General features: G+C 69.1%; 14 protein-coding genes and 1 CRISPR repeat array. Of the genes, 9 read left to right on the top strand and 5 right to left on the bottom strand.

Features of this window, described 5'->3' with window-relative positions:
• The first annotated feature begins 11 nt into the window (after positions 1-11).
• The 4 genes from cas3 to cas2 are packed head-to-tail and all read left to right on the top strand — an operon-like array spanning position 12 to position 4,212.
• Positions 12-2,465, top strand: coding sequence for a CRISPR-associated helicase Cas3' (cas3, locus tag ACFQLX_RS01685; protein WP_386410950.1), 2,454 nt, complete (start codon positions 12-14; stop codon positions 2,463-2,465).
• A complete protein-coding gene (locus ACFQLX_RS01680) occupies positions 2,462-2,959 on the top strand; it encodes a CRISPR-associated protein Cas4 (protein ID WP_386410949.1) in 498 nt (165 codons plus the stop codon). The genes cas3 and ACFQLX_RS01680 overlap by 4 nt, the downstream gene beginning before the upstream one ends.
• 1 nt (position 2,960) lies before the next feature.
• The gene (gene cas1b, locus ACFQLX_RS01675) at positions 2,961-3,941 is read left to right on the top strand and encodes a type I-B CRISPR-associated endonuclease Cas1b (protein ID WP_386410947.1); all 981 of its coding nucleotides are present in this window, start codon (positions 2,961-2,963) and stop codon (positions 3,939-3,941) included.
• 7 nt (positions 3,942-3,948) lie between these two features.
• Positions 3,949-4,212 (top strand): CRISPR-associated endonuclease Cas2, encoded by a 264-nt coding sequence (gene cas2 / locus ACFQLX_RS01670; protein WP_386410945.1) that lies wholly within the window; start codon positions 3,949-3,951, stop codon positions 4,210-4,212.
• A 143-nt stretch (positions 4,213-4,355) separates the two neighbouring features.
• Positions 4,356-9,228: a CRISPR direct-repeat array (repeat unit 31 nt; unit sequence GTCCGTGATCGCCCCTACGAGGGGTCTCAAC).
• A gap of 324 nt (positions 9,229-9,552) precedes the next feature.
• Here the strand turns inward: cas2 and ACFQLX_RS01665 are convergent.
• Positions 9,553-10,008 carry a tellurite resistance TerB family protein gene (locus ACFQLX_RS01665; protein WP_386410943.1) on the bottom strand — a complete coding sequence of 152 codons (456 nt, stop codon included), beginning with the start codon at positions 10,006-10,008 and terminating at the stop codon, positions 9,553-9,555.
• A 161-nt stretch (positions 10,009-10,169) separates the two neighbouring features.
• On the opposite strand from ACFQLX_RS01665, the gene ACFQLX_RS01660 reads away from it, so the two are divergent.
• Together ACFQLX_RS01660 and ACFQLX_RS01655 are read left to right on the top strand one after the other, a co-directional pair.
• Positions 10,170-11,006, top strand: a complete 837-nt coding sequence (locus ACFQLX_RS01660; protein WP_386410941.1) for an arylamine N-acetyltransferase family protein — start codon at positions 10,170-10,172, stop codon at positions 11,004-11,006.
• A gap of 26 nt (positions 11,007-11,032) precedes the next feature.
• The gene (locus tag ACFQLX_RS01655; RefSeq protein ID WP_386410939.1) at positions 11,033-11,419 is read left to right on the top strand and encodes a MazG-like family protein; all 387 of its coding nucleotides are present in this window, start codon (positions 11,033-11,035) and stop codon (positions 11,417-11,419) included.
• Here the strand turns inward: ACFQLX_RS01655 and ACFQLX_RS01650 are convergent, their stop codons facing one another.
• Positions 11,420-12,046: a YigZ family protein gene (locus ACFQLX_RS01650; RefSeq protein WP_386410937.1), complete on the bottom strand. Its 627-nt coding sequence runs from the start codon at positions 12,044-12,046 to the stop codon at positions 11,420-11,422.
• A gap of 83 nt (positions 12,047-12,129) precedes the next feature.
• Here ACFQLX_RS01650 and ACFQLX_RS01645 point away from each other — a divergent pair, with 83 nt between their 5' ends.
• On the top strand, positions 12,130-12,537 hold the full coding sequence (locus tag ACFQLX_RS01645; RefSeq protein WP_386410935.1) for a CoA-binding protein: 408 nt from the start codon (positions 12,130-12,132) through the stop codon (positions 12,535-12,537).
• 98 nt (positions 12,538-12,635) lie between these two features.
• Here the strand turns inward: ACFQLX_RS01645 and ACFQLX_RS01640 are convergent, their stop codons facing one another.
• Positions 12,636-13,121 (bottom strand): DUF488 family protein, N3 subclade, encoded by a 486-nt coding sequence (locus ACFQLX_RS01640; protein ID WP_386410933.1) that lies wholly within the window; start codon positions 13,119-13,121, stop codon positions 12,636-12,638.
• 140 nt (positions 13,122-13,261) lie between these two features.
• On the opposite strand from ACFQLX_RS01640, the gene ACFQLX_RS01635 reads away from it, so the two are divergent.
• Positions 13,262-13,735, top strand: coding sequence for a GNAT family N-acetyltransferase (locus tag ACFQLX_RS01635; RefSeq protein WP_386410931.1), 474 nt, complete (start codon positions 13,262-13,264; stop codon positions 13,733-13,735).
• A gap of 150 nt (positions 13,736-13,885) precedes the next feature.
• On the opposite strand, the gene ACFQLX_RS01630 is transcribed toward ACFQLX_RS01635, so the two are convergent.
• Positions 13,886-14,644: an acyltransferase gene (locus tag ACFQLX_RS01630; RefSeq protein ID WP_386410929.1), complete on the bottom strand. Its 759-nt coding sequence runs from the start codon at positions 14,642-14,644 to the stop codon at positions 13,886-13,888.
• A 146-nt stretch (positions 14,645-14,790) separates the two neighbouring features.
• On the opposite strand from ACFQLX_RS01630, the gene ACFQLX_RS01625 reads away from it, so the two are divergent.
• On the top strand, positions 14,791-15,309 hold the full coding sequence (locus tag ACFQLX_RS01625; protein WP_386411298.1) for a gamma carbonic anhydrase family protein: 519 nt from the start codon (positions 14,791-14,793) through the stop codon (positions 15,307-15,309).
• A gap of 42 nt (positions 15,310-15,351) precedes the next feature.
• On the opposite strand, the gene ACFQLX_RS01620 is transcribed toward ACFQLX_RS01625, so the two are convergent.
• Positions 15,352-15,804: a DUF4442 domain-containing protein gene (locus ACFQLX_RS01620; protein ID WP_386410927.1), complete on the bottom strand. Its 453-nt coding sequence runs from the start codon at positions 15,802-15,804 to the stop codon at positions 15,352-15,354.
• Positions 15,805-15,813 lie beyond the last annotated feature (9 nt).

The following is a 15,813-nucleotide window of genomic DNA, read 5'->3' as shown; positions in this document are numbered from 1 at the left end:
CGGTCCCGCGCATGATGGATGTCCTGTCCGTACTCCTGGCAAAGAGTGAGAGTTCCACGCGTGCGAAGGAACTGCTGACCGAGCATCTGAGGGACACCCTCGCCGCCGCAGTCCAACTGCGGCGGCGGGTAGGCCAATTGACAGCCGCGGAGAAGGTCTTCGGTGGCCGGTTCTGGACGGCCGTCGAGCTCGCGGCACTCACCCACGACGCGGGCAAGATCCCCGAAGGATTCCAGGACATGGTCGCGGGGCGGACCCGCGCCTGGGGCGAGCGTCACGAGGTGCTCTCCCTGGGCTTCCTCCCGGGCCTCATCATGGATCCACCACTGCTGTCCTGGGTGGCCGCCGCGGTGGCGACCCACCACCGCGCCCTTACCAGGGCTCCCGACCCTGCCACTCCCGCCAGCCTCGACCGCCGCAATCTGGCCTGGCAGTACGGCACCGTCAGTGCGGCGGAGTACCACGAGCGCTTCCAGCCCATCCCCGCCAAGGCCGTTGCCGCACTGGCCGATTGGCTACGCACCACTGCCCACGCCTCCCGTCCCCAAGACGTTCCCGCGCACGGCCCCACCCTGACCGAGGAGCAGCTGCTCGCCCGCGCGCATGAACTGCTGTACCAGCTACTGGATTACTGGGAGGAAAAGGTATCCCCTGAGGAAGGCCTGGCAGCCGTACTCCTGCAGGGGGCGGTCACTCTTTCCGACCACCTCTCCTCCGCTCACGGCTCCTTGTCCACCCAGCAGCCCCTGGACGCCGATTTCCGGTCCCGGCTGGAGAGGCAGCTGGCTGCCGGAGGGAAGGCCCTGCGCGCCCATCAACTACGGGCAGCCGCCGTCGAAGGGCATCTGCTGCTGCGGGCTCCCACCGGCAGTGGCAAGACCGAGGCAGCCCTGCTCTGGGCGGCCGGCCAGGTCTCCGGGCTCCAGGAGGCGACCGGTGGAGTTCCCCGGGTGTTCTTCACCCTCCCTTACCTGGCCTCCATCAATGCGATGGCCCGCCGCTTGGAGATTACGCTCGAGTCCCCCGGCGCGGTCGGTGTGTCGCACTCCCGCGCCGCCTCCTACCACCTCGCCGTGGCGATCTCTTCGGAGGACGAGGACCAGGACGAGGGCGGTTCGCCGTGCCGGATCGATGCCGCAAGCAAAGCCCTGTCCCGGGCAGCGGCCACGAAGCTGTTCCACGAAAGCGTGCGGATCGCGACCCCCTACCAGCTACTGCGGGCCGCCCTGGCCGGTCCGGCCCACGCAGGCATCCTGGTGGACGCCGCGAACTCCGTGTTCATCCTTGACGAACTGCACGCCTACGACGCCCGCCGACTCGGCTATATCCTCGCCAGCGCCCGGCTGTGGGAGCGCCTCGGCGGTCGGGTCGCGGTACTCTCCGCGACCCTGCCGCACGCCCTGGCCAGTCTGTTCACCCAGACCCTGACCGGGACGACCACCCAACTGGACGCCTTGGACTTCGATCTGCCCGCCCGCCACCTACTGCGCATACGCGACCACCACCTCACCGACCCCGCGGCCCTGGCCGAAATACGTCGACAGCTCAGCGAGAACAAATCCGTGCTGGTGGTTGCCAACAACGTCGCCGACGCCCTGGAACTCTTCAACCAGCTCGCCCCGGCCGTACAGGAGCAGCACGGATCGGACGCCGCTCTACTCCTCCACTCACGCTTCAAGCGCGGCGACCGCTCCCATATCGAGCGTCGCATCGCCGAACGCTTCGCCACTGTCTCCCCCGACGCCCAGCACACCCGCCGCCCCGGCCTCCTGGTGGCAACGCAGGTCGTCGAGGTGAGCCTGGATGTGGACTTCGATGTGCTGTTCACCAGCGCCGCCCCACTCGAAGCGCTCCTGCAGCGCTTCGGTCGCGTCAACCGCATAGCCGCCCGCCCAGCCGCGGAGGTGATCGTCCATTACCCGTCCTGGACCACCCGAGGAAAGCGGCCCGATGAGTATGCGGACGGCGTCTACCCGCGCGTACCAGTCGAGAAGGGCTGGGGGATCCTGCGCAGCCACGACGGGCGGACCGTCGACGAGGCCGATGCCACCAGTTGGCTCGACAGCATCTATGCGGACACCTGGGGCCAGCAGTGGCGCAACGACGTAATCGGGCACCGCGAACAGTTCGACCATGATTTTCTACAGTTCCGCCTCCCTTTCCATGACCGTTCCGCCCTGTCCGATGGATTCGACGAACTCTTCGACGGGACTGAGGCGATCCTCGAACAGGACCGCGAGGACTACATCGCCGCCCTCGCCGAAGCCGGCACCGGACGAAAGGCCGCCGGCCGACTGCTCGCCGACGAGTACCTCATTCCCGTCCCGCATTGGGCCGGGGACCTCAGCCGCTACGAGAAGCAGCTGAAAGTCCGGGTCCTCGATGGCGACTACGACCCGGAACGGGGCCTGCTCGCCGTACGAGGACACCCTCAACAGCGCTACCAGCTGGGCGAGGTGCTGTGATCGAAGAGCATGACGTCGGCGGCGTCCACATCAAGTACCTCTACCACTGCCCCCGCCAACTGTGGCTGTACGCCCGCGGTATCCGTCCCGAGCACCTGAGCGCCAGTGTCCAACTCGGCGAAGCCGTACACGACACCTCCTACACCCGGCGCAGCCCCATCGACCTCGGCGCGGCAAAGCTCGACTTCTTCGACGGCAGACGCTGGGTGCACGAGGTGAAATCCTCATCGGCTCCCGCACCCGCTGACGAGGCCCAGGGTCGGCACTACTGCTACCGGCTGCGACTGCTGGGCGTCGAGGCCGAGGGCGCGATCCTGCACTATCCAAAGATCCGCCGGACTCGCCGTTACCCCTTTACCCCTGAGGCCGCTATCCAAGCTGAGGCCGATATCGCCGCCGTCCTCGCGGTGGTCCATGCCCCCGTCTCCCCCGAGCGCCTGCCCCGTACGGGCTGCCGAGGGTGCAGCTTCACCGACTACTGCTGGACGGAGTGATATGCCCGCCGCTGCCCGGACCTACTGGCTCACCACCCCCTGCCGGATCCGCCGCAAGGACCAGTCCCTGATCATCGATCGGGACGAGGCGCCTGCCGTCCACATCCCCGTGACCGATGTCCGCGACATCGTGGCCTGCGCCGAGGTCGACATCAACACCTCCGTGGTCTCCCTCCTCAACCGGCATCGCATCAATGTCCACCTGCTCAGTTACTACGGGGACTACGCCGGCTCACTCCTCACCTCCGAAACCAGCACCTCCGGCGAAACCGTCCTGGCCCAGGCCCGCACCGCCACCGACTCCGCCGCCGCCCTCGCCATAGCGCGCAGCATCGTCGACGCCACCGCGTTCAACGTCCGCCGAGTCGTCGACCGCAAGCTCCTCACCCGCCCCTACACCGTCCTTCGCAACTCCATCGACACCGCCGAGAGCCCGGCCCAACTCATGGGCGCCGAGGGAACCTTCCGCCGCTCCGCGTGGGAGGTCATCGACACGAAGCTCCCCGACTGGCTCCAGTTGGGCGGGCGCAGCCGCCGCCCACCCGCCAACGCCGGTAACGCCTTCATCAGTTACGTCAACGGCATCACCTACGCGCGTGTTCTCACCGCCGTGCGCCTGACTCCGCTGCACAGCGGCATCGCCTTCCTGCACAGCAGCATGGAACGCCAGCGACACTCGCTGGTTCTCGACCTGTCCGAGATGTTCAAGCCCCTCTTCGCCGAACGCCTACTTCTGCGTATGGCAGGCCGCAACCAGCTGAAAGAGCACCACTTCGACCGCGAGACCAACCAGGCGATGCTCAGCGAGACCGGCCGCAAACTCGTGGTCCAGACTGTGCGCGACGAATTCGGAGTCACCGTCGCACACCGCGGCCTCGGCCGGAACGTCGCCTACGACGAACTGCTCTATCTCGACGCCCTCGCCCTGACCCGGCACTGCCTCGAAGGCACCGGGTACAAGCCCTTCCGGATCTGGTGGTAGACCGCGCGTGTACGTCATCGTCGTGTACGACACCGCTGCCGTCCGCAACCCGAAGATCCTCAAGACCTGCCGCAAATACCTCCACCACGTCCAGCGCAGCGTCTTCGAAGGCGAACTCAGTGACGCCCAACTCCGCAGCTTCCAAGCCACCGTCGAGGACGTCCTCGACCTCGACTACGACAACGTCCTCGTCTACACCTATCCGCCCGGCACCACCCCCCGCCGGCTCGAATGGGGCGCAGTCGAACCCGCCCCCACCGATATCCTGTAGCCGCACAGCCCCATGCCTTGATCAAGAAATCTCCCCAAGATTTCAGCGCCACACCGGACCCGCGAACACCATCGGAGGTTCGCTGCAATCCCCACCAGACCAGCCCCAACTACACCGGCCCTCACCTGCAGCTTTACCGTGGGGTCCGTGATCGCCCCTACGAGGGGTCTCAACTGGCAGATCACCGTGCGCGGCGCCGACGGGCAGGTCCGTGATCGCCCCTACGAGGGGTCTCAACCAGAATCCGGTGGTGGGGCCGCTGGGTGAGCCTCCGGTCCGTGATCGCCCCTACGAGGGGTCTCAACCGGTAGGGCGCGCGCAAGGACCCCCGAGGATCGTGGGTCCGTGATCGCCCCTACGAGGGGTCTCAACGGATCGTAATTGACCGTAATGCTGACTTCGCCGCCGGTCCGTGATCGCCCCTACGAGGGGTCTCAACGCATAGACGCCAATTGTATCCGTGCCCATCGGGCCGGTCCGTGATCGCCCCTACGAGGGGTCTCAACGCATTGCAGCCGCGTATAAGTGCCCGGAACGGACGGTGTCCGTGATCGCCCCTACGAGGGGTCTCAACTGGCGGTACCGACACGGAAGACAACATCGTTCCCGGTCCGTGATCGCCCCTACGAGGGGTCTCAACACGGACAGCGGAGCGAGTGCTACGGATGCACATGCGCGTCCGTGATCGCCCCTACGAGGGGTCTCAACAAGAACCTCAGCATATTGGTAGCCGTCAGCCACGCCAGTCCGTGATCGCCCCTACGAGGGGTCTCAACCGGCGAATTGCCAGTGACCGCCGACCGTGGTAGGCCAGTCCGTGATCGCCCCTACGAGGGGTCTCAACTCGAAGACTCTGAGTAACCGCGCTAACGCACTGTGTAGTCCGTGATCGCCCCTACGAGGGGTCTCAACCGCAGCAGAAGGTGGCCGACGATGGTGCGGAACCGGGTCCGTGATCGCCCCTACGAGGGGTCTCAACGCATGCTGCGCAGAGGCTGGACGGGCGCTTACGCTTGTCCGTGATCGCCCCTACGAGGGGTCTCAACAAGCTGATGCATGAAGTGAGGCCGCCGGGCAGGGCGGTCCGTGATCGCCCCTACGAGGGGTCTCAACCGGCAAGAGTGCAGGTCCAGGCCATCGCTCCCGCCGAGTCCGTGATCGCCCCTACGAGGGGTCTCAACAGCAACTCGGCCACGTCGGCGGCCACGTCGGCGGCCGTCCGTGATCGCCCCTACGAGGGGTCTCAACGCAGTTCGTCGACAACTAGTGTTCTGGGTACGAGCTGGTCCGTGATCGCCCCTACGAGGGGTCTCAACAGGTCGCGCTCCGTCAGGCCGCCACCCGGACGTGACCGGTCCGTGATCGCCCCTACGAGGGGTCTCAACCAGTCCTCGCCCGCCTACAAGAAGGCGCTGTTCGACGTCCGTGATCGCCCCTACGAGGGGTCTCAACCGCCACACCCAGCGCTGATTGAAAGAGCCTCCGGCAGGTCCGTGATCGCCCCTACGAGGGGTCTCAACCCGCGTCCATGGATGAACAGACGCTCGCTAGCGCGAGTCCGTGATCGCCCCTACGAGGGGTCTCAACTTGCGGACCGCCTGGTCGTCCTCCACCGGCTCCAGGTCCGTGATCGCCCCTACGAGGGGTCTCAACACGGAAGAGGCTCACGTACTACCCCTCTCCCGCGCCGGTCCGTGATCGCCCCTACGAGGGGTCTCAACACGAATGGGCTCGCGACATTCTCGCTGACGCCCGACGGTCCGTGATCGCCCCTACGAGGGGTCTCAACGTGAGGTGCGCCAGCTGGTGTGCGTACTGCGCCAGGTCCGTGATCGCCCCTACGAGGGGTCTCAACACGTCGTCTCGGACGGCCGCCTCGACAGGGCCGGCGTCCGTGATCGCCCCTACGAGGGGTCTCAACTAAGAGCACGACTAGTAGGCCGGCGGCACTCTCCGCTGTCCGTGATCGCCCCTACGAGGGGTCTCAACCGCTATCGAGGTCAGCGTCCATCTCACGCGCGACGGGTCCGTGATCGCCCCTACGAGGGGTCTCAACACACCTGCCGCGCCGCCATCGGGCGCCCCTGCAAGAGTCCGTGATCGCCCCTACGAGGGGTCTCAACGGCAAGTCCACGGCGGAGACGATGGAGCAGGTCATCGTCCGTGATCGCCCCTACGAGGGGTCTCAACCTGGTCTTGTTGATCCGACCGGCCATCTGGACGGCGAGTCCGTGATCGCCCCTACGAGGGGTCTCAACGACAGTATCCTCGCCATGTTCGGGTCGGGCGCGATGGCGTCCGTGATCGCCCCTACGAGGGGTCTCAACGCTGGACCGGCACCACATGGGCGCGGCTCTACGACTGTCCGTGATCGCCCCTACGAGGGGTCTCAACGGTACGGGGGTGGGCTACTGCGGGCCCGCGATGCGCGTCCGTGATCGCCCCTACGAGGGGTCTCAACCCGAGGGGGTGAGCGCGCCGTGACTGACCTGCGGGAGTCCGTGATCGCCCCTACGAGGGGTCTCAACCGCCATTGCAGCGGCAGGCCGGACAATTCCTCCACGGTCCGTGATCGCCCCTACGAGGGGTCTCAACGAGTATTCGACCGCACAGCGTACGGCGGAGTCATCCGTCCGTGATCGCCCCTACGAGGGGTCTCAACAAGACTCGTCAGGCGCTGCGCGTGATATCTACGCCGGTCCGTGATCGCCCCTACGAGGGGTCTCAACTGCGCGCATGATGGGATCATGGAATGGGAGCCTGGGAGTCCGTGATCGCCCCTACGAGGGGTCTCAACGAGGTCACCGAGCGCACAGTCGACCAGCTGGACCTGGGTCCGTGATCGCCCCTACGAGGGGTCTCAACAGCGTGCGCGCGCGATGACGCCGGAGCAGGCGCAGCGTCCGTGATCGCCCCTACGAGGGGTCTCAACATGACGCCCAGCAGGTGCCGAAAGCCCGCCACCGCCGTCCGTGATCGCCCCTACGAGGGGTCTCAACATGAGGTCGGCGGCGGCTGCGACCCCACGGCAGTACGTCCGTGATCGCCCCTACGAGGGGTCTCAACAGACCACAAACGCCTACGATCCCTCGGAGTATTCAAGTCCGTGATCGCCCCTACGAGGGGTCTCAACGCGAGCACATCCGGGCGCTACGCGAGTGGCGCGACCTGTCCGTGATCGCCCCTACGAGGGGTCTCAACGCCAGCGACCAGTCCACTGCGGTCTCGCGCAGGAACGTCCGTGATCGCCCCTACGAGGGGTCTCAACATCAACAGCGGGCCGTAGACGATGTCGCCGCCTTCATGTCCGTGATCGCCCCTACGAGGGGTCTCAACTATTTGAGCGCGTAGTCCGGCCCGTACTTGACCATGGTCCGTGATCGCCCCTACGAGGGGTCTCAACGCCCCTGATCTTTCTCTAGGCGCGCCTTCGCCTCGGGTCCGTGATCGCCCCTACGAGGGGTCTCAACTAGGAGATGCCCGACAGGGTCAGGGCGGCGCCGGTGGTCCGTGATCGCCCCTACGAGGGGTCTCAACAAGATGACCCCGCCGCGGGTCTGCGCCCCGCCCGAGGGTCCGTGATCGCCCCTACGAGGGGTCTCAACCTGACGGAAATCACGCTTCCCGAGCCGATGGCAGCGCGTCCGTGATCGCCCCTACGAGGGGTCTCAACGCCGGTCAATCGCTGTGCAGTTGGGCAAGGTGCGTCGTCCGTGATCGCCCCTACGAGGGGTCTCAACGCGCTAATCGGATCGCTGTCGCGGGCGACGTCGCCGGTCCGTGATCGCCCCTACGAGGGGTCTCAACATGTGGACCAAGCTTCCGTTGTCGGGGTGCGTCATCGTCCGTGATCGCCCCTACGAGGGGTCTCAACAAAAGATCCGACCACGTGAGGCCGGCGGCAGCGATGGTCCGTGATCGCCCCTACGAGGGGTCTCAACGTGTCGATGAAGTGGGTGCGCACGTTCATCGCGACCGTCCGTGATCGCCCCTACGAGGGGTCTCAACACGGGACCGCTATCGCCTCCACGGGCCTGATCGACTCGCGTCCGTGATCGCCCCTACGAGGGGTCTCAACCTAGAGTACGGAAGCTCTACAGCCTGAATGCGTTCCCGTCCGTGATCGCCCCTACGAGGGGTCTCAACACGACGGCCAGTGGGTCGTCGAAGCCGAGGCTTGCCGGTCCGTGATCGCCCCTACGAGGGGTCTCAACGTGGTAGACGGGTCGGTGAGGGAGCGCACCTTGCTGGTCCGTGATCGCCCCTACGAGGGGTCTCAACTTGCCGCCATCGAGCATCACAGCGCGCACGACGTCATGTCCGTGATCGCCCCTACGAGGGGTCTCAACATGGCGCGGCAGTCCTGCACATCACCGCTGACGGAGTCCGTGATCGCCCCTACGAGGGGTCTCAACCGCACGATCAGCGTGATGGACCGCTCGATGATGCGGGTCCGTGATCGCCCCTACGAGGGGTCTCAACCCGAAGGAGGTACGCCCGTTCCCGTGGCGCTGGCCGAGTCCGTGATCGCCCCTACGAGGGGTCTCAACAGTGTGACAGCATCACTACAGCCACGGAAGCCTCAGGTCCGTGATCGCCCCTACGAGGGGTCTCAACGGGAGGTGGCGGGTAGCGAACCGGCGGCGTTGTGGTCCGTGATCGCCCCTACGAGGGGTCTCAACCGGATACCTCTACGCGGCGATTTTTCCTGCGGCCCGTCCGTGATCGCCCCTACGAGGGGTCTCAACCAGGACTCCAGCACCCCAACTGCCGTCACTCCGTGGTCCGTGATCGCCCCTACGAGGGGTCTCAACGTGGGGGTGAGGAACCCCGACCAGTCCCACTGGTAGTGTCCGTGATCGCCCCTACGAGGGGTCTCAACTGGGAGACGGTGAAGGTGTTGATGCCGCCCTCACCGGTCCGTGATCGCCCCTACGAGGGGTCTCAACTGGTGGGACGAACCGCAGCGTCAGGACGCGACGAAGGTCCGTGATCGCCCCTACGAGGGGTCTCAACCGGACGTAGTGCGCCAGGAGACCGGCTCGGGTCTGCACCCATGATCGCCCATATGAGGGGGCCAACGTGAAGTTGGACATGGACCTGTCTTCTGGGTGCCCGTGCGAAGGCCACCCGCGCCGCAGTCACGCCGGTGCGCGGGGCAGGAAGGCGCCGACGGACTCTATCCCGCCGCACCCTCCCGGCGCTTCCGCAGCCGCGGGGAGGGCGCGGCCGACCCGGGAAGCGCCCTCCCCGTCGCCGCCCCTCCCGCAGGCAGCCCCTCGGGCCCGTTTGTCGCGGGCAGCCCCCCGGGACGGCCTGTCGCGGGCAGCCGGCCTTCCGTCAGAGGTCGAACTCGTACGGCAGCAGACCGACCGCGTAGCACGCCTCGCGGACGACGTTCTTCTCCTCGTCGCTGAACGTGCCGTCGGCGCCGCCGATGACGATGCCGATCTGGATCGTCGCCCGGGCCTCGGTCGCCTTCTCCTTGGTCTTGCCTATCTCCTGGAGCACGGCGACCTTGCCGAAGTCGAAGTCCGCCGCGAGGCGCTCCAGGTTGGCCTCGTACAGCTGACGCAGGTCCTCGGCCGGGAAGTGCTGGAGGACCTCGTTCGTGGTGATCAGCTTGGCCACGCGCTGCCGTTCGGCGGGGTCGATCTTGCCGTCTGCGGCGGTGACCAGTGCGCAGATCGCCATGCTCGCGTCCCGGAAGGCCGCACCCTTGAGGTCGTTCTTCTTCGCGACGAGATGCGCCTGCAGCTTCGCGATGGATTCCTTGAGGACGTCCCACAGCGCCATGAGTTCTCCAGCCAGTCGGGTCGAGGCCCGGTCCACCCCCAACGGCGGCCCGCCGCCCCACGGATCTTTGCGACAGAGGAGAAACTATCCGACCAGGGACGGGCCGTGGGACGGCGGTACCGGCAACTATGCTGATCGTCTGCTCGGACGGGGAGGGGATCATGATCGACGTCGACGGGTACCTGGCCGTTCTGGGGGTGGACCGGCCCGCGGCCCCCACCGCCGAGGCGCTGTGGGCGCTGCACCGGGCGCAGGTGGAGCGGGTCGCGTACGAGAACCTCGACATCCAGTTGGGGCGGCCGACGGGCATCGGCGCCGCGGAGTCCGTGGCCCGGATCGTGCGCGGGCGCGGTGGCTACTGCTTCCATCTCAACGGGGCCTTCGGCGCGCTGCTGACGGCCCTCGGCTACGACGTCACCCGCCACCGGGCCGGGGTGCAGACGACCCCGGAGGCCCCCGCGGGCGCGAACGGCGCCCATCTCGCGCTCACCGTGCGGCTCGACGGCGAGCGGTGGCTGGTCGACACCGGGCTCGGCGACGCGGTGCGCGAGCCGCTGCCGCTGCGCGAAGGGACCTACACCCAGGGGCCGTTCACCTACGCGATGGCCCCGTCGGTGGCGGAGCCCGGCGGCTGGCGGTTCACCCACGACCCCCGCGGCGCGTTCACGGCGATGGACTTCGCGCCCGGCCCGGTGGAGCTGTCGTCCTTCGCCGCGGAGCACCTCCGGCTGTCCACCTCCCCCGAGTCCGGCTTCGTCCGGACCCTCACCGCCCAACTCCGCGACGCCACGGGCGCGGACGTGCTGCGCGGCTGCGTACTGCGCCGGATCGACGCCGGGGGTACGGACGAGCGGACCATCGACTCGGCGGACGACTGGTACGACGTACTGGCCGGCGTGTTCCGGCTGGACCTGACCGACGTTGACGCCCCCGCGCGGGCGCAGTTGTGGCGCCGCGTCCGTACCACCCACCAGGCACGGGAAACCCTCACGGCATGAACGCCCTCGTCCGATCAGGGAGAACCATGGTCCAGACGCCCGCCGCCTCCATCGACGATGGCGTGCCGCACCCTCCGCGGCCCGACCCGCTCTGGGAGACCGCCGCCCTGCTCGCCGCCCGCTTCCGCGCCCACGACGACGGGCTCGGGCTCGGTGACGAGGAGCAGTGGACGCTCCAGGTGCTGAAGATCGCCGAGGAGAGCGGGGAGGCGGCGCAGGCGGTCATCGGGGCGCGGGGGACCAACCCCCGCAAGGAAAGGGCCGATTGGGGGCGGGTGCACGAGGAGGTCGCCGACGTGGTCATCACGGCGGCGGTGGCGCTGGCGCGGATGCGGCCCGATGCGGGGGCGTACCTGCTGGCGCAACTGGACGCGAAGGCGCGGCGGTTCCTTGCGCCGGCCGACGGGGCGTAGTCACGCCGCCCCGTACGTCTCCCCGCCCAGGGTGAGGTCCGCGGTGCCGGAGGTGGTGTCGGCCAGCCAGGCGCGGAAGCCTTCGATGTCGCCCTCGGGGAGGGCCACCTCGATCACGACCTGGGAGCCGTAGCGCACCTCGCGTACGTCGCGGCCCGTCGCGCGCAGGTCGTTCTCGACCTTTCCCGCGCGCAGGTGGTCGACGGTCACCGTGGCCAGGCGGAAGCGGTGGCGGGTGACGGTGCCGAGCGCGTCCAGCGCCGCGCCGACCGCGCCGCCGTAGGCGCGGATGAGGCCGCCGGCGCCGAGTTTCGTACCGCCGAAGTAGCGGGTGACGACCGCGACGACGTAGCGCAGCTCGCGGCGCAGCAGCATCTGGAGCATGGGGAGGCCGGCGGTGCCGCCCGGCTCTCCGTCGTCGCCGGCCTTCTGGACCTCCGCGCCGGCGCCGATGACGTAGGCGAAGCAGTTGTGGGTGGCGGAGGGGTGCTCCGCGCGGATCCGGGCGAGGAACTCCTGCGCCTGCGCCTCCGTCGCGGCGGGTGCCAGCGCGCAGATGAACCGGGACCGGTTCACCTCGGTCTCGTGCACGCCCTGGCCGTCGACGGTTTCGTAGCGCTCTTGCATCCGCCCAGCGTACGCGGGGAATCACGGGGTCGTGCGGGCGGTTGTACGGGACGTAACCGCACCACGGCCCAGGAGGCACGCAGATGTACGGAGACCAGGATCTCGTCCGCCGGATCCTCACCGAGAGCGGCGACACCTGGGCGGTGGTCGGTCTGTCGAACAACCGGAGCCGCGCCGCGTACGGTGTCGCGGACGTCCTGCGGCGCTACGGCAAGCGGGTCGTCCCCGTCCATCCCAAGGCGGAGGCGGTGCACGGCGAGCAGGGGTACGCCTCCCTCGCGGACATTCCCTTCCCGGTCGATGTCGTGGACGTGTTCGTCAACAGCGATCTGGCCAGTGCGGTCGCCGACGAGGCGGTGGCGGTCGGTGCCAAGGCGGTCTGGTTCCAGCTCGGCGTGGTGGACGAGGCGGCGTACGAGCGGGTCGGGAAGGCGGGCGTGGACATGGTGATGGACAGGTGCCCGGCGATCGAGATCCCGCGCCTGGGCTGACGGGGCGCGCGTGCGGGGGCGCCCCGCACGCGCAACCCCGCACCCGCCACCCCGCCCACCGGTGTCCGAAAGGACGCCGGTGGGCGGAAGATCGTCCGTTACCGCGGCCTCAGGTGCTCGACGGTGAGGTGGTGCTCCTCGGCAAGGCGCCGGGCGACCAGCGATCGATGGCATGCCTCGGGGTCGCTTTCGACGCAGAGCAGCGCCGCCGTGCCGCCGTCCGGCAGCGCCGTCACGATCGGATCGAGATCGACCGGGTCGAGGATCTCGGTGGTGTAGCGGCGGGCGTACTCGGGGGCGAGCTCGCTGCGGGAGCGCTTGCCGATTCCTCGGCGCCTGTCCTCGGCGTACTGGATCTGACGCAGTTCGGTCGTCGGCGCGAGTTCGCGGTGGTGCTCGTAGGCGATCCCGGCCTCGGCGAGGGCGGCCTGCAGCCGCAGTGAGTTCGCCCAGGCGTAGTCCGCTCCGCGCACGCCGCGGCGCTGGCGTACGTCGAGCAGCAGGCGCACGTCCTCCTGCCGCAGTCGTTCCAGGAAGGAGTCCTGGTCGAAGCCGTAGACGCCGACCGTTGCCAACGTGTGCACCTGGGATCCCCTGTTCGCGCCGTTTCCCGTGTTCCGTCCGGCGGGCGCGTCCCGCCTGTGGACGACGATGGCACCGATGGCCGTTCTCCGCATGTCCCGCGTGTTCGCTACGCGGGACGCGGCGTGGGTAGCGTTGCGGCGTGATCGGGATACGGCCCGCCCGGGTGGGCGATGCGAGTGAGCTGGTGCGGCTGCGGCGGATGATGTTCGCCGCCATGAACGGGCGTGACGAGCCCGGGAGTTGGGAGCGCGACGCGCGGGCGGTGCTGGAGGAGCAGCTCGGCGCCGAGCCGGCCGCGCTGGGCGCCTTCGTCGTCGACGGGGCGGAGCCGGGGCGCCTCGCGGCCTGCGCGGTGGGGCGCATGGAGCAGCGGCTGCCCGCGCCGGGGCATCCGACGGGGCGGTTCGGTTTCGTCTTCAGCGTGTGTACGGAGCCGCGCTACCGGGGGCGCGGGTACGGGCGCGGGGTGATGCTCGCCCTGCTCGACTGGTTCGCCGGGCGGGGTGTCAGCCGGGTCGATCTGCACGCCTCGCCGGAGGCCGAGCGGCTGTACCGGAGCCTGGGCTTCCGTGAGCATCCGGTGGCGCTGTCGCTGGACGTGTCGCGGCGGTAGGCGTGGGGGCGTGGGGGGCGTCGGCGCGTGCGGGGCGCCGACGCGGCTCACAGCCGGTCGCGCAGCAGGTGGGCCAGGACGGCGAGCGCCTGGATGCCCAGGGCGACCGCCAGCACGATGCGCAGGGTCCGGTCGCTCATCGGTGGGTCCTCACGTCGTCGGCTCCGGGGTGGCGGTCTGTGCGGCGTCCGGCTCCCACCGCGCCAGCGCGGCCAGTTGCTCCGGCGTCGCCTCCTGCGGGATCGGCACTGGCGGCGGGGTCCGCAGCGGCGGCTGCCAGCCCGTCTCCGCGGCCCAGCGGCGGACGATCTTCGCGGGGGCGCCGGCGACGACCGCGTGGTCGGGGACCTCGCCGCGTACCACCGAGCCCGCCGCCACCACCACGTTGCGGCCCAGCCGGGCGCCCGGGAGGATCAGCGCGCCCGTGCCCAGCCAGCTGCCGGAGCCGATCTCGACCGGGGCGCTGCGCGGCCACTGCCGGCCGATGGGCGAGTGGGGGTCGTCGTAGGAGTGGTTGCTGCTGGTGATGTAGACGTACGGGCCGCAGTAGACGTCGTCGCCGATCGTCACGGGGCTGTCGGCGACGATGTGGCTGCCGCGCCCCAGGACCACGCCGTTGCCCAGGCGCAGTACGGGCTCGGGGCCGAGGTCGAGGTCGGGCATCATGCCCGCGGTGAGGGTGGCGTGCTGGCCGATGATGCAGTAGGCGCCCAGTTCGATCCACTGCTCGTTGAAGACGGTGCCGACCGGGAAGGCGATCCTGGTGCCCTCGCCGATGCGCCGGAAGCGGTACGGGCCGGGGCTGGCGGCGCTGACCGCGCCCATCCGCTGCACCCAGCGCCAGCAGGCGTGCACGGCGCGGGAGGCGGCGCGGGCGAGCGGGCTGGGGCGGGAGGGGTCCTTCGGCACCCGCACACCGTACTCACGCGGAGCACGCGCCCGGGGCACGGACGCCGTGTGATCTTTCCCCCACCTGGGCCGCCGTGGTCGGCGGTGTCGCTGTACGGTGCGGGGGAATCCGGCGACGAGGGACGACGAGGGAGTGGGGCGTGGCGATGCACGGGCTGATCCGGGGTGTGGGCGGCAAGGAGCCGAAGGTCGACGCGGAGGCGTTCGTGGCGCCGACCGCGGTGGTGCTCGGGGAGGTAAGCGTGGCCGCCGGGGCGAGCGTCTGGTACAACGCGGTGCTGCGCGCCGACCTCGGGCCCATCGTGCTGGGCGAGGGCAGCAACGTCCAGGACAACTGCACGGTGCACGTCGACCCGGGCTTCCCCGTCTCCATCGGCGCTCGGGTGACGATCGGGCACAACGCGGTGGTGCACGGCTGCACTGTCGAGGACGACGTGCTCATCGGCATGGGCGCCACGGTGCTCAACGGGGCGCACATCGGGGCCGGTTCGCTGGTCGCCGCGCAGGCGCTGGTGCCGCAGGGGATGCGGGTGCCGCCCGGTTCGCTGGTCGCGGGGGTGCCGGCGAAGGTGCGGCGGCCGCTGACGGACGAGGAGCGCGAGATGCTCCGGGTCAACGCGGAGGTGTACGTCGCCCTCGCCCGTACGCACGCGGACGAGGGCTGACGCACCGGACGTACCAGACCTACCGGACGTACGGCGTGCGGCTCAGCTGCTGGGCCGCAGCGTCCACACGACGCTCATCCGCGAGGTGACGGCGCCGTCGGCGCGGGTGACGTCGATGTCGACGGGGAACTCCGGGCGCTTGCCCTCGTCCAGCTCCGCGACGACCTCGGCGATCGGGCGGCCGAGCTGCGCGGTGGCGGTGACGGGGCCCATCGCCAGCTTGGTGTAGACGACCTCGGCGCTCACGAAGAGCGGCACGGCGCGCGAGAGCTGGTCGCCGAAGGCGGCCATCACGATCGCGCCGCTCGCGGACTCGGCGAGGGTGAAGATCGCACCGGCGTGCGGGCCGCCCACGTGGTTGTGGAAGTCGCCCTGGTCGGGGAGGCTGACGACGGCCCGCTCGGGGGTGACCTCGTCGAAGGACAGGTTGAGGGTGCGGGCCATGGGCACGGTGGCGGCCATCAGCTCGCCGATGTTCGTCAAGGGTTCGGACATGCGGTGATG

The sequence above is a fragment of the Streptomyces polyrhachis genome, from assembly GCF_042663125.1.
In the GTDB taxonomy this organism is placed as follows: Bacteria; Actinomycetota; Actinomycetes; order Streptomycetales; family Streptomycetaceae; genus Streptomyces; species Streptomyces polyrhachii.
Note: the sequence above shows the minus strand (reverse complement) of the source record. Positions and strands in the feature narration are given on the sequence as shown.

Excerpts from the sequence above, each read along its gene's own strand:
- cas3 (WP_386410950.1), top strand. The coding sequence starts at position 12 with ATGATGGATGTCCTGTCCGTACTCCTGGCAAAGAGTGAGAGTTCCACG.
- cas1b (WP_386410947.1), top strand. The coding sequence starts at position 2,961 with ATGCCCGCCGCTGCCCGGACCTACTGGCTCACCACCCCCTGCCGGATC.
- ACFQLX_RS01665 (WP_386410943.1), bottom strand. The coding sequence starts at position 10,008 with ATGGCGCTGTGGGACGTCCTCAAGGAATCCATCGCGAAGCTGCAGGCG.
- ACFQLX_RS01660 (WP_386410941.1), top strand. The coding sequence starts at position 10,170 with ATGATCGACGTCGACGGGTACCTGGCCGTTCTGGGGGTGGACCGGCCC.
- ACFQLX_RS01655 (WP_386410939.1), top strand. The coding sequence starts at position 11,033 with ATGGTCCAGACGCCCGCCGCCTCCATCGACGATGGCGTGCCGCACCCT.
- ACFQLX_RS01650 (WP_386410937.1), bottom strand. The coding sequence starts at position 12,046 with ATGCAAGAGCGCTACGAAACCGTCGACGGCCAGGGCGTGCACGAGACC.
- ACFQLX_RS01645 (WP_386410935.1), top strand. The coding sequence starts at position 12,130 with ATGTACGGAGACCAGGATCTCGTCCGCCGGATCCTCACCGAGAGCGGC.
- ACFQLX_RS01625 (WP_386411298.1), top strand. The coding sequence starts at position 14,791 with ATGCACGGGCTGATCCGGGGTGTGGGCGGCAAGGAGCCGAAGGTCGAC.
- ACFQLX_RS01620 (WP_386410927.1), bottom strand. The coding sequence starts at position 15,804 with ATGTCCGAACCCTTGACGAACATCGGCGAGCTGATGGCCGCCACCGTG.